Source organism: Sphaerotilus sulfidivorans, from assembly GCF_013426975.1.
Lineage (GTDB): Bacteria > Pseudomonadota > Gammaproteobacteria > Burkholderiales > Burkholderiaceae_C > Sphaerotilus > Sphaerotilus sulfidivorans.
The window spans coordinates 18,916-31,873 of sequence record NZ_JACCPY010000041.1 but is presented as its reverse complement, the minus strand read 5'-3'; the positions used below and the strand labels follow the sequence as shown (position 1 = coordinate 31,873).

13 protein-coding genes are annotated in these 12,958 nt (G+C 69.5%); 10 read left to right on the top strand and 3 right to left on the bottom strand.

Translation table 11 applies throughout. The features are described from left to right. Positions 1–189 precede the first annotated feature (189 nt). Positions 190–1,206, bottom strand: coding sequence for a UDP-glucose 4-epimerase GalE (gene galE / locus HZU84_RS17720; protein ID WP_149504608.1), 1,017 nt, complete (start codon positions 1,204–1,206; stop codon positions 190–192). Between the two features lie 242 nt (positions 1,207–1,448). Between galE and HZU84_RS17715 the strand changes: the two genes are divergently transcribed. From HZU84_RS17715 to clsB, 10 genes are all read left to right on the top strand, one after another. Further along, entirely contained in the window at positions 1,449–1,970 is a 522-nt protein-coding gene (locus HZU84_RS17715; RefSeq protein WP_149504607.1) for a hypothetical protein, read from the top strand. 22 nt (positions 1,971–1,992) lie between these two features. Then, positions 1,993–3,573, top strand: a complete 1,581-nt coding sequence (ubiB, locus tag HZU84_RS17710) for a ubiquinone biosynthesis regulatory protein kinase UbiB (protein ID WP_149504606.1) — start codon at positions 1,993–1,995, stop codon at positions 3,571–3,573. A gap of 88 nt (positions 3,574–3,661) precedes the next feature. After that, positions 3,662–4,015, top strand: a complete 354-nt coding sequence (locus HZU84_RS17705) for an FmdB family zinc ribbon protein (protein WP_149504605.1) — start codon at positions 3,662–3,664, stop codon at positions 4,013–4,015. A 21-nt stretch (positions 4,016–4,036) separates the two neighbouring features. Further along, entirely contained in the window at positions 4,037–4,678 is a 642-nt protein-coding gene (locus HZU84_RS17700) for a DUF502 domain-containing protein (protein WP_149504604.1), read from the top strand. 35 nt (positions 4,679–4,713) lie between these two features. Beyond that, positions 4,714–6,516, top strand: coding sequence for an aspartate--tRNA ligase (gene aspS / locus HZU84_RS17695; protein ID WP_149504603.1), 1,803 nt, complete (start codon positions 4,714–4,716; stop codon positions 6,514–6,516). Positions 6,517–6,595: 79 nt separating this feature from the next. Continuing rightward, positions 6,596–7,213: an LPD3 domain-containing protein gene (locus HZU84_RS17690; protein ID WP_149504602.1), complete on the top strand. Its 618-nt coding sequence runs from the start codon at positions 6,596–6,598 to the stop codon at positions 7,211–7,213. A 71-nt stretch (positions 7,214–7,284) separates the two neighbouring features. Further along, positions 7,285–8,208: a prenyltransferase gene (locus HZU84_RS17685; protein ID WP_149504601.1), complete on the top strand. Its 924-nt coding sequence runs from the start codon at positions 7,285–7,287 to the stop codon at positions 8,206–8,208. Positions 8,209–8,269: 61 nt separating this feature from the next. Further along, positions 8,270–8,776, top strand: coding sequence for a dihydroneopterin triphosphate diphosphatase (gene nudB, locus HZU84_RS17680; protein ID WP_244954326.1), 507 nt, complete (start codon positions 8,270–8,272; stop codon positions 8,774–8,776). After that, positions 8,776–9,588, top strand: a complete 813-nt coding sequence (locus tag HZU84_RS17675) for an endonuclease/exonuclease/phosphatase family protein (protein ID WP_149504600.1) — start codon at positions 8,776–8,778, stop codon at positions 9,586–9,588. Before nudB ends, HZU84_RS17675 begins: the two co-directional genes overlap by 1 nt. 2 nt (positions 9,589–9,590) lie before the next feature. After that, complete coding sequence (gene clsB, locus HZU84_RS17670; protein ID WP_149504599.1) at positions 9,591–10,871, top strand: cardiolipin synthase ClsB; 1,281 nt, start codon at positions 9,591–9,593, stop codon at positions 10,869–10,871. Positions 10,872–10,887: 16 nt separating this feature from the next. Here the strand turns inward: clsB and htpX are convergent, their stop codons facing one another. Together htpX and pyrC are read right to left on the bottom strand one after the other, a co-directional pair. Next, positions 10,888–11,772 (bottom strand): protease HtpX, encoded by an 885-nt coding sequence (gene htpX / locus HZU84_RS17665; protein WP_149504598.1) that lies wholly within the window; start codon positions 11,770–11,772, stop codon positions 10,888–10,890. 95 nt (positions 11,773–11,867) lie between these two features. Continuing rightward, on the bottom strand, positions 11,868–12,929 hold the full coding sequence (pyrC, locus tag HZU84_RS17660; protein ID WP_149504597.1) for a dihydroorotase: 1,062 nt from the start codon (positions 12,927–12,929) through the stop codon (positions 11,868–11,870). Positions 12,930–12,958: the final 29 nt, after the last annotated feature.

Below are 12,958 nucleotides of genomic sequence, written 5' to 3'. Positions count from 1 at the left end.
GCGGTCATCTGGCGCCGCAGCGCCCACAGCCGCTCGATCAGCGGCTCGCAGACCGCCGGATCCCAGCCGGGATCGATCGCGGGAGAGACCGAGGTCGCAGGGAGGTGTGGCGCCGTCATGATGTGCCGCTCGCGTCAAATGCCCCCAGTCTGCGCGGGGGCGATGTCAGCGGCATGACGGGCGGCGCGCTCAGTCCTTGAAGCCGTCCGGATTGGTCGACTGCCAGCGCCAGCTGTCCTCGCACATGCGGTCGATGCCGAACTGCGCCTTCCAGCCCAGGATCTGCTCGGCCGCGGCCGGGTCGGCGTAGCAGGAGGCGACGTCGCCGGGGCGGCGGTCGACGATGCGGTAGGGCACCGGGCGGCCGCTGGCCTTCTCGAAGGCCCGGACCACGTCGATGACGCTGTAGCCCTGGCCGGTGCCGAGGTTGACGGTGACCGAGCTTTTGGCCTCGAGCAGGTGGCGCAGCGCTGCCACATGGCCCTGCGCCAGGTCGCAGACATGGATGTAGTCGCGCACGCCGGTGCCGTCGGGCGTGTCGTAGTCGCCGCCGAAGACCTGCAGGAACTCGCGCTTGCCCACCGCGACCTGGGTGACGTAGGGCATCAGGTTGTTCGGGATGCCGCGCGGGTCCTCGCCGATGGTGCCGCTGGCGTGTGCGCCCACCGGGTTGAAGTAGCGCAGGTAGGCGATCGCCCAGCCCGGGGTGCAGCGCTCGAGCTCGCGCAGCATCTGCTCGCCCAGCAGCTTGGTCATGCCGTAGGGGTTGGTGCTGGACAGCGCGCAGTCCTCGGTGATGGGCAGGCGCTCGGGCTGGCCGTAGACGGTGGCCGAGGAGCTGAAGACCAGCGTCTTCACGCCCTGGCGCTCCATCGCGGTGGCCACGCTGACCAGACCGCCGAGGTTGTTGCGGAAGTACTCGAGCGGCTTGGCCACCGATTCGCCCACCGCCTTGTGCGCGGCGAAGTGCACGACGCCCTGCACGCCGTGGCGGGCGATGATGTCGGCCATGCGGTCGGTGTCGTTGACGTCGGCCTCCTCGAAGACCGGCTTCTCGCCCAGCAGGGCCTCCAGGCGCTGCAGCACGACGGGCGAGCTGTTGGCGAAGTTGTCGACGCCCAGGACACGGAAGCCCGCCTCCTTCAGCGCGATCCAGGTGTGGGAGGCGATGTAGCCGGTGGCTCCGGTCAGCAGGATGGTCGTCATGGGATGTGTTCAGCTCGCAGTGGCATGGGCGTCGGTCTCCTCCCGTGCCGCTCGCCAGCCCGGTCCCGACAGCGCCGATTGTGGCAAACCCGCATGGCGGGGTGATGATTTTCCTGAGCCCGGTTCGACGCGTCGGCCCGGATCTTGCCGGTCTGGCGAGAAAAACCACCATGCCAGGCGTGTACCTGTCCCCGAGAGTCCCGGCCGCGGGCGATCTGCGGGCCCCGCCTACAATCGCCGCCATGTTGCAAGCCCTGCTCGAACCCCTCGGTCGCGAGGCCCTCGGCCGCGTCACGCTGCTGCTCAACCATGTGCTGGCCGCCGAGCCGGAGGCCACCCGCCGCCTGCTCGGCCATGTCGGCCGCTCGATCGGCGTGCAGTGGCGCCAGTGGCCGGCGCTGCTGCCGGCGCCGCCGCGTGCGGTCTGGCGCGTGACCCCGGCCGGCCTGCTCGAGCTGGACGAGGACCTGCTGCTGGTGCCGGTCGGCGTCGGCGAGGAAGAGACGCTGGTGGTCACGCTCGACGGCAGCGAGATGCTGCGCTGGGGCCTGGCCGGCATGGCAGGGCGCCCGCCGATGGACATTCGCGGCGACGCCGCCTTCGCCGCCGAGGTCGCCTGGCTGGCCGAGAACCTGCGCTGGGACATCGAGGACGATCTGGCCCGCGTGATCGGCGACGGCCCGGCGCGCCTGCTCGGCCGCCTGGGCGGCGGGCTGGCGCAGACCGTCGGCGCCTTCGTGCAGCGCGTGCGCCGCCCGGCCTGATCCGGCCTCTGCCGCATCCATCATGAGGAACTGGCCCCGGCTCGCGCTGATCGCGTGGGTGATGCTGCGCCACGGCATGGACCAGCTGGTGCTGACGCAGTTCAGCCACCCGCTGCTGCGCCTGCTGGCGCGTGTGCTGTCGGTCGGCCGGCGGCTCGACGCGCCGCGCGGCGTGCGCCTGCGCCTGGCCTTCGAGCGGCTCGGTCCGATCTTCGTCAAGTTCGGCCAGGTGCTGTCCACCCGGCGCGACCTGATGCCGCCCGACATCGCCGACGAGCTGGCCCGGCTGCAGGACCGCGTGCCGCCGTTCTCCAGCGCGCTGGCGCGCCAGCTGATCGAGAAGTCGCTCGGCCGGCCGATCGAGGCGGTGTTTGCGCAGTTCGATGCCGATCCGGTGGCCAGCGCCTCGATTGCCCAGGTGCATTTCGGCGTGCTGCATGACGGCCGCCAGGTGGCGGTCAAGGTGCTGCGTCCCGGCGTGCTCGAGGTGATCGACGCCGACCTGGGGCTGCTGCGCACCGGCGCGCGCTGGCTCGAGCGCCTGTCGGCCGACGGCCGGCGCCTGCGCCCGCGCGAGGTGGTCGCCGAGTTCGACAAGTACCTGCACGACGAGCTGGACCTGGGCCGCGAGGCCGCCAACGCTGCGCAGCTGCGCCGCAACATGGACGGCCTGGACCTGCTGATGGTGCCGGAAATGATCTGGGACCTCAGCTCGGCCGAGGTGCTGGTGATGGAGCGCATGTTCGGCGTGCCGATCAGCCAGGTCGAGCGGCTGCGCGAGGCCGGCGTCGACATCCCGAAGCTGGCGCGCGACGGCGTGACCATCTTCTTCACCCAGGTGTTCCGCGACGGCTTCTTCCACGCCGACATGCACCCGGGCAACATCATGGTGTCGCTGGCGCCGGCGACCTTCCAGCGCTACATCGCGCTGGACTTCGGCATCGTCGGCACGCTCGATGCGCGCGACAAGGAATACCTGGCGCAGAACTTCCTCGCCTTCTTCCAGCGCGACTACCGCCGGGTGGCCGAGCTGCACATCGAATCCGGCTGGGTGCCGCCGACCACCCGCGCCGACGAGCTCGAAGGCGCGATCCGCGCGGTCTGCGAGCCGCATTTCGACCGCCCGCTCAAGGACATCTCGCTCGGCCAGGTGCTGATGCGGTTGTTCCAGACCTCGCGCCGCTTCAACGTCGAGATCCAGCCGCAGCTGGTGCTGCTGCAGAAGACGCTGCTGAACGTCGAGGGGCTGGGCCGCCAGCTCGACCCCGAGCTCGACCTGTGGAGCACCGCCAAGCCCTTCCTCGAGCGCTGGATGAACGAGCAGATCGGCTGGCGTGCGCTGGCCCACCAGCTGCGCCAGGAGGCGCCGCGCTATGCGCAGTACCTGCCGGCGCTGCCACGGCTGCTGCATGATGCGCTCAAGGCGCAGGCGGGTGCGGCCTCGGGCAGCGGCGACGCGGCCGCCAGCCGCGAGCTGCTGCAGGCCCTGCTGGCCGAGCAGCGCCGCACCAACCGGATGCTGCAGACCGCGGGCTGGCTGGTCACCGGCTTCCTGCTGGGCGTGGTTTCCGCCGCGCTTCTGGTGCGCTGGATGATGCTCTGAAGACGTGCCTGAAGACGCGCCGCAAGACCGGGCACGCGACCTGCTTGTCTGCGCTCTATAATTCCTGTTTCGAATCAAGGGTTTAGCGATGCCGATCTACGCCTATCGTTGTTCCTCCTGCGGGCACGCGAAAGACGTGCTGCAGAAGATGTCCGATCCGGTGCTCACCACCTGCCCGGCCTGCGGGGCCGAGAGCTTTGCCAAGCAGGTGACCGCGGCCGGTTTCCAGCTCAAGGGTTCGGGCTGGTACGTGACCGATTTCCGCGGTGGCTCCGGCGCCGCCACCGGTGCGACCGGGGGCGCGACGGCCGCAACCGCCGCAGCGGCCGCACCTGCTGCCGCCGCCGCCGACAGCGGGGCATCGACCTCGTCGGCCGACAGCGGCTCCAGCGCGTCCTCGGCGTCGTCGACGCCCTGCGGCGGCTCCTGTGCCTGCCACTGAACACGGACCGAACGGATCGTCGTGAAGAAATACATCATCGCCGGCCTGCTGGTCTGGCTGCCGCTGGCCATCACCATCTGGGTCCTGCTGTGGATCCTGGGTCTGATGGACAGCGTGTTCCAGACCCTGCTGGGCGCCGCCACCGCGGTGCTGCCGGCCAGCGCGCATGCCTTGCTGGACCGGCTCTCGGCGGTTCCCGGGCTGGGCGTGCTGACGCTGCTGACGATGATGCTGCTGACCGGCGTGTTCGTCGCCAACATCGTCGGCCAGTGGTGGCTGCGGCAATGGGACCGCATCCTGTCGAACATTCCGATCGTCAAGTCGATCTACACCTCGGTCAAGCAGGTCTCCGACACGCTGTTCTCCAGCAGCGGCCAGGCCTTCCGCGAGGCGGTGCTGGTCGAGTACCCGCGCCGTGACAGCTGGACCATCGCCTTCGTGACCGGGCGGCCCTCGGGCGAGGTTGCCTCCCGGCTGGGCGAGGCGGCCGGCCCGCAGCACGAGTTCGTCAGCCTCTATGTGCCGACCACACCGAACCCGACATCGGGCTTCTTCCTGATGGCGCCGCGCGCCGACGTGCGTCCGCTGGGCATGAGCGTCGACGAGGCGCTCAAATACATCATCTCGATGGGGGTTGTCGCCCCGCCGAGCACTCCCCACTGAGTCCAGAGCTCACAAGGCTCCAGAAAGTCACCACCATGCGCACCTGCTACGCAGGCCAGGTCAGCGAAGCACTGACCGGCCAGACCGTCACCCTCATGGGCTGGGCCCACCGTCGTCGCGATCACGGCGGCGTGATCTTCGTCGACCTGCGTGACCGCGAAGGTCTGGTGCAGGTGGTCTGCGATCCGGACCGCCCGGAGATGTTCAAGACCGCCGAGGGCGTGCGCAACGAGTTCTGCCTGAAGATCACCGGCCTGGTGCGCGCGCGCCCGGCCGGCACCGAGAACGCCAACCTGGTCAGCGGCAAGGTCGAGGTGCTGTGCCACACGCTCGAGGTGCTGAACCCGTCGGTGACGCCGCCGTTCCAGCTCGACGACGACAACCTGTCGGAGACCACCCGCCTGACGCACCGCGTGCTCGACCTGCGTCGCCCGGCGATGCAGAAGAACCTCATGCTGCGCTACAAGGTGGCGATGGAGGTGCGCAAGTTCCTCGACGAGAACGGCTTCATCGACGTCGAGACGCCGATGCTGACCAAGTCGACCCCGGAAGGCGCGCGCGACTACCTGGTGCCCAGCCGCGTGCACGACGGCCACTTCTTCGCGCTGCCGCAGTCGCCGCAGCTGTTCAAGCAGCTGCTGATGGTGGCCGGCTTCGACCGCTACTACCAGATCACCAAGTGCTTCCGTGACGAGGACCTGCGCGCCGACCGCCAGCCCGAGTTCACGCAGATCGATATCGAGACCTCGTTCCTGGGCGAAGAGGAAATCCGCTCGATGTTCGAGGGCATGATCCGCCATGTCTTCCGCAAGACGATGAACGTCGAGCTGGGCGACTACCCCGTCATGCCCTACAGCGAGGCGATGTTCCGCTTCGGCTCGGACAAGCCGGACCTGCGCGTCAAGCTCGAGTTCACCGAGCTGACCGACGTGATGGGCACGGTCGACTTCAAGGTCTTCTCGACCCCGGCCACCACCAAGGGCGGCCGCGTGGTCGCGCTGCGCGTGCCCGGCGGCGGCGCGATGAGCCGCGGCGAGATCGACGGCTACACCGAGTTCGTCAAGATCTACGGCGCCAAGGGCCTGGCCTGGATCAAGGTCAACGACGTCACCAAGGGCCGCGAGGGCCTGCAGTCGCCGATCGTCAAGAACCTGCACGACCAGGCGCTCAGCGACATCCTGAGCCGCACCGGCGCGCAGAGCGGCGACCTGCTGTTCTTCGGTGCCGACAAGGTCAAGGTGGTCAACGACTCGATCGGCGCGCTGCGCCTGAAGATCGGCCACAGCGAGTTCGGCAAGAAGACGGGCCTGTTCGAGGACCGCTGGGCGCCGCTGTGGGTGGTCGACTTCCCGATGTTCGAGCACGACGAGGACGAGAACCGCTGGAACGCCTGCCACCACCCGTTCACCAGCCCGAAGGACGGCCATGAGGACCTGATGGACACCGATCCGGGCGCCTGCGTGGCCAAGGCCTACGACATGGTGCTGAACGGCTGGGAGCTGGGCGGCGGCTCGGTGCGCATCCACCGCGCCGAGGTGCAGGCCAAGGTGTTCTCGGCGCTGAACATCAGCGCGGAAGACCAGCGCATCAAGTTCGGCTTCCTGCTGGACGCGCTGCAGTACGGCGCGCCGCCGCACGGCGGCCTGGCCTTCGGTCTGGACCGCCTGATCACGCTGATGACCAAGGCTGAATCGATCCGCGACGTCATCGCCTTCCCGAAGACCCAGCGTGCGCAGTGCCTGCTGACCGGCGCGCCGTCGATGGTCGACGAGAAGCAGCTGCGCGAGCTGCACATCCGTCTGCGCAACGCCCAGGCGGCGCAGGCTCAGCAGGGCTGAGCGGCCAGGGGCCGCTTCGGCGGCCTGATGACCCGGATCCTGGAATGCGGCTGCGGCCGCATTTTTCATGGCGCGATCAATGACAACGAACTGGAGCTTTGGTCAGCGCGCAGGTCTGTTCGATCTGCCTTCTCTTCCCATCTGCACGCTGCACGGTGATGAGTTCGGCCGCGACCTGTCACGCAAGGCACTGGCGAAGGCGGCAGATCACAAGCTGCGTGGGCTGCAGCAGTCGGCAGGGCTGTTCAATGCCGACACAGGCTGGATGCTGCGGATCAACAAGAACGGCCGATCGAAGATGGGCGACAACCCGCAGCTCACGCCGGTCGAGTCACAGGCGATTGCCGGCATCGAGAGGCTGGTGGAGCAGGCCGTGCTGGCGGAAACCCATGGGGATGTCGAGCATCGCAATCCGCAGGTGCTGGCCATCCATCGGTTGTACGCAGCCCTCGAGATCCGAGGGGCGCTCTACAGGATCAAGTGGACGGTCAAGTCGTTTGCGGCTGTTGTCGGTCAGGGCGAGACCCTGCATGCACTTCAGGCCGTCGAAATAGAAAACGCCCCGCTGGGAACCTTGCCTGCGCATGAAGCACCAACGGTGCCAAAGCCGCAAGCTCAACCAACCACGGGGCGAGCCATCAGTGTAAGAGACCTGCTGATCGGTGCGCAACGGCATGATGGAAGCCCCTTCGGCTGATGCTTGCTGTCCTGCCGTCAGGTTTGATGCTTCGCAAGGCAGGCATGTCCTGAGCCCGGCACGCTGGGCGCATGTCCTCTCCCCCGCTCGCCCTGCGCTGGCTCGCCGCCAGCCGCCCCGGATTCCTGGTCGTGACGCTGGTGGCCACGCTGGTGGGCATCGGCTCGGCGCTGGCCTGCGGGGCGGCGCCGCGCTGGCCCGAAGCGCTGGCGACCGTCGTGCTGGCGCTGCTGACGCATGCCGCGGTCAATCTGCACAACGACTGGGGCGATGCGCTGATCGGCTCGGACGCGGTCAACACCGATCGCATCGGGCCGTTCACCGGCGGCTCGCGGGTGGTGCAGGACGGGGTGTTCACGCCCGGGCAGCTCAAGACCGCGGTGCAGATGCTGGCCATGGTGGTGACGGGCGGCGGGCTGCTGCTGGCGGCCCGCTCCGGTCCGGGGCTGCTGCTCATCGGCCTGGCCGGGCTGCTGCTGGGCTGGGCCTACTCTCAGCCGCGGCTGGCGCTGATGTCGCGCGGCTGGGGCGAGCTGGCGGTGGCCGCGGGCTGGTGGCTGGTGGTGGTCGGTGCCGACTTCGTGCAGCGGCGCGCCTTCGGCGAGATCGCGATGATCGCCGGCGTCAGTCCGGCGCTGCTGATCGCGGCGGTGCTGTGGATCGCCGAGTTTCCCGATGCGCGGGCCGATGCAGCGGTCGGCAAGCGCACGCTGGTCGTGCGTCTGGGCCCGGTCGCCGCGGCCTGGGGTTTTCTGCTGCTGATGCTGGCCGCGCACGGCTGGCTGCTGTTCTGGTGGTGGCGGCTGTGGCTGCCGGGCACGGCGGTGCAGGCGCTGCTGTCGCTGGCGCCGGGGCTGGCGGCGGCCGTGCTGCTGCTGCGCCATGCACGCGAGCCCGCGCGGCTGCGCCCGGCGATCGTGCTGACGCTGGTCTGCGCGATCGCGCATGGCCTGCTGCTGGCGGGTGCCTTCCTGCAGGTGCTGATGCTGCGCTGAGGCCGCCGATGTCGAAACCGGTACGAAGCCGTGCCACTGGCTTGCCGCTATGCTTGTCCGCATGACGACGATGACCCAGGCGACGGCGCAGGCGCAGCCCCGGCCGCCGAAGATTCCCGAATCGGTGCTGGTCGTGATCCACACGCCGGCCCTTGAGGTGCTGCTGATCGAGCGGGCCGATCGCCCCGGCTTCTGGCAGAGCGTCACCGGCTCGAAGGACTTTCTCGAGGAGCCGCCGCACGAGACGGCCGCACGCGAGGTCCGCGAGGAGACCGGCATCCTGCTGGGCGCGCCCGGCGTGCCGGTCGAGGCGCTGCACGACTGGGATCTGCGCAATGTCTACGAGATCTATCCGGTCTGGCGCCACCGCTACGCGCCGGGCGTGACGCACAACACCGAGCATGTCTTCGGCCTGACGGTGCCGGCGGGCACGCCGGTGCAGCTCGCGCCGCGCGAGCATCTGGCCCATGTCTGGCTGCCCTGGCGGGAGGCGGCCGACCGCTGCTTCTCGCCAAGCAATGCCGAGGCCATCCTGCAGCTGCCGCAGCGGCTCGGGAGGATGCGGTGATGACCCGATCGCTGTCAGGCGGGCCGTGGCGCCAGTCGGTGCTGCCCGAGCGCACCGGCACGCTGCGGGTGGCCACCTACAACATCCACAAGGGCGTGCGCGGCATGGGGCCGGGGCGCCGGCTGGAGATCCACAACCTCGGCGCCGGCGTGGCTGCGCTGGATGCGGACCTGGTCTTCCTGCAGGAAGTGCGGCTGTTCCATCATGGCGATGCGCGCCGCTTCGACCACACTTGGTTCGGCTGGCCGGAGCAGGGGCAGGCCGAGTTTCTCGCGCCGGAGGGCTATGAGGCCGCCTACCGCACCAATGCGGTCACCCGCGACGGCGAGCATGGCAATGCGCTGCTGTCGCGCTGGCCGGTGGGCGATGTCGAGCATGCCGATGTGTCCGACCACCGCTTCGAGCAGCGCGGCCTGCTGCATGTGCGGGTGCGCTGGCAGGGAACCGAGCTGCATGCGATCGTCGCGCATTTCGGCCTGATCCATGCCAGCCGGGTGCGCCAGGCGCAGCGCCTCGGCCAGTATGTGAACGAGCGCATTCCGGCCGGCGCGCCGGTCATCGTCGCCGGCGACTTCAACGACTGGGGCGAACGGCTCGATCCGCTGTTCGGCCAGGCCGGCCTGGCGCGATCCTGTCCGCCGCAGGGCTCGGTGCGGGCGATGCGCACCTTCCCGTCGCGCATGCCGCTGTTCTCGCTCGACCGGGTCTACACCCGCGGGCTGCACTGCCGCACCGTCACGGTGCCGCGCGGGCCGGCCTGGGTGCGCATGTCCGACCACCTGCCGCTGCTGGTCGAGCTGGAGCCGGCCTGACGATGGGCCTGTCGGAGGCGCTGTCCTGGTATCTGGTGCCCCGGCCGCTGTTCCGTGGCGGCCACCAGGTCGAGCTGCTGCGGGGCGGCGACCAGCTCTTTCCCGCGATGATCCGCGCGATCGAGCGCGCACGCCACGAGGTCTGGCTGGCCACCTACATCGTTCACGACGACGAGGCCACGCGTGCGGTCGAGCGGGCGCTGGCGCAGGCGGCGCAGCGCGGCGTGCGGGTGCGCCTGGTGATCGACGGTTTCGGGTCGCATGACAGCCTGGACCTGATCGAGCCGCGTCTGCGCGCAGCCGGCGTCGCGGTGGCGGTGTTCCGGCCGCTGTCGCGCTGGACGCACTGGCTGCAGCCCGGACAGCTGCGCCGGCTGCACATGAAGCTGTGCGTGGTCGACGGCGAGACCGGCTTTGTCGGCGGCATCAATCTGATCGACGACCGCATCGATCTGCACCACGGTCGCACCGAGCTGCCGCGGCTGGACTTCGCGGTGCAGCTGCGCGGCCCGCTGGCCGAGGCGATGGCGCATGCGATCCGGGCGATGTGGTCGCGCGCCTGGTTCGGCCGGGACTGGCAGCAGGAGCTGCGCTCGCTGCTGCTGGCCGGCCATCCGGTGCGCCGGGCGCGGGCGCTGATCCGGCAGATGCGGCTGACGCGGCGCAGCCCGCACCTGCCGCCGCTGCTCGAGCAGACGCTCGCGCCGGTACAGGCCGCCTTCGTGGTGCGCGACAACATCCGCCAGCGCCGCACCATCGAGCGTGCCTACATCGACGCGATCCGCCAGGCGCGCGAGCGCATCTGGCTGATCTCGCCCTATTTCTACCCCGGGCAGGAGTTCCGGCGTGCGCTGTGCCGGGCCGCGCGCCGCGGTGTGCAGGTGCGGCTGCTGATGCAGGGCAAGCCGGACTACCGCATCGCCGCGATGGCCGCACGGGTGCTCTATGACGAGCTGATGGCCTGCGGCGTCGAGATCCACGAGTACACGCCGGCCTTCCTGCATGCCAAGGTGATGCTGGTCGACGAGCACTGGGCCACCGTCGGCTCGTCCAACATCGATCCGATCTCGCTGCTGCTCAATCTCGAGGCCAATCTGATCGTGCGCGATGCGGATTTCGGCGCCGATCTGGCCCGCGAGATCAGCCGCGCGATCGCGGTGTCGGAGCCGGTCACGCCGCAGCGGCTGCGCTCCGGGCGCTGGCTGGTGATGGGGCAGCGCGCGCTGGTGGCCTGGATCGCGCATGTCTATCTGCGCGTGGCCGGGGCGACCGGCCGCTACTGAGAAGGCGGCCGCTGTTTCAGCGGCTGGCCTTCATCTGCTGCAGCGCGGCGATGCGTTCCTCGATCGGCGGGTGGCTGGAGAACAGCGCCATGAAGCCGCTCGGTCGACCGGAAATGCCCATCGCCGCCAGGCTTTTGGGCATCTCGCCCGGATCAAGGCCGCCCAGGCGGGCCAGCGCATGCATCATCGGGCGGCGGTCGCCCATCAGGCTGGCCGCGCCGGCGTCGGCGCGGAACTCGCGCTGGCGCGAGAACCAGGCCACGATCATCGAGGCCAGCACGCCCAGCACCAGATCCATCACGATCGTGGTGGCGATGTAGCCGATGCCGGGCGCGTCCTTGTCGTTCTTCAGGATCAGCCGGTCGACCACATAGCCGACGATGCGCGAGATGAAGACCACGAAGGTGTTGACCACGCCCTGGATCAGCGTCAGCGTCACCATGTCGCCGTTGGCGACATGCGCGACCTCGTGGCCGATGACCGCCTCGACCTCCTCGCGGGTCATGCTCTGCAGCAGCCCGGTGGAGACCGCTACCAGCGACGAGTCGCGGAAGGCGCCGGTGGCGAAGGCGTTGGGCTCGCCGTCGTAGATCGCGACCTCGGGCATGCCGATGCCGGCCTTCTGCGCGAAGCGGGCCACCGTGCCGACGATCCAGCGGTGCATCGGATCGTTCGAGTCGTTGATGACCTGCGCACCGGTGCTCCACTTCGCCATCGGCTTGCTCATCAGCAGCGAGACGATCGCGCCGGTGAAGCCCATGAACAGCGAGAACACCAGCAGCATGCCGACATTCAGCCCCTGCGCGTCGAGATAGCGGTTGATGCCCAGCACGCTCGAGGCGATGCCCAGCACCAGCATCACGGCCAGGTTGGTGAGCAGGAACAGGAAGATGCGTTTCACTCGGGACTCCTCACGTTCTGAAACACCATCTGCGGCCGCGGCCCCGGTCTGTCAAGAGGCAGGTGGCAAGAAGCAGGGGGCGGCTCGGACGCTTCTCAGTCCACCAGGCGCCAGTTCAGCGTCTCGCCGCCGCCCATCGGCTTGAGCTCGGCGTCGCCGTAGGGCAGGGTCTCGGGCAGCTGCCAGGGCTCGCGCCTGAGCGTGATCGTGCCGGCGTTGACCGGCAGGCCGTAGAAGGCCGGGCCGTGCAGGCTGGCGAAGCCTTCCAGGCGGTCGAGCGCGCCGGCCCGCTCGAAGGCCTCGGCATAGAGCTCGATCGCCGACAGCGCGGTGTAGCAGCCAGCGCAGGCCGAGGCGTGCTCCTTCAGGTGCGCCGCGTGCGGCGCGCTGTCGGTGCCGAGGAAGAACTTCGGGCTGCCCGAGGTGGCCGAGGCCACCAGCGCGCGGCGGTGTTCCTCGCGCTTGAGCACCGGCAGGCAGTAGTAGTGCGGGCGCAGGCCGCCGGTGAAGATGGCGTTGCGGTTGTAGAGCAGATGGTGCGCGGTGATGGTGGCGGCCATGTTCGGGCCGGCCTCGGCGACATACTGCGCCGCGTCGCGGGTGGTGATGTGCTCGAAGACGATCTTCAGCTCGGGGAAGGCGTCGCGCAGCGGCTCCATCACCTGCTCGATGAAGCGGGCCTCGCGGTCGAAGACGTCGACGGACGGATCGGTCACCTCGCCGTGGATCAGCAGCAGCAGGCCCTCGCGCTGCATCATCTCCAGCGTCGCGTGGGTCTTGCGGATGTCGGTGACGCCGGCATCGCTGTTGGTGGTGGCACCGGCCGGGTAGAGCTTGAGCGCGACGACGCCGGCCTCGCGGGCCCGGCGGATCTCGTCGGGCGGCGTGTTGTCGGTCAGGTAGAGCGTCATCAGCGGCTCGAAGTCGACGCCTGCGGGCACGCAGGCGCGAATGCGGTCGCGGTAGGCCACCGCCTGCGCGGCGGTGGTCACCGGCGGCTTCAGGTTGGGCATGATGATCGCGCGGCCGAACTGGCGCGCGGTGTGCGGCACGACCGCGGCCATCGCGGCGCCGTCGCGCACATGCAGATGCCAGTCGTCGGGGCGGGTCAGCGTCAGCGACGCAGCGGCGGTCGGGGGGAGGGCGGTCGTGTTCATCACCCCGGATTCTGGCCCAAGGCGGCCGC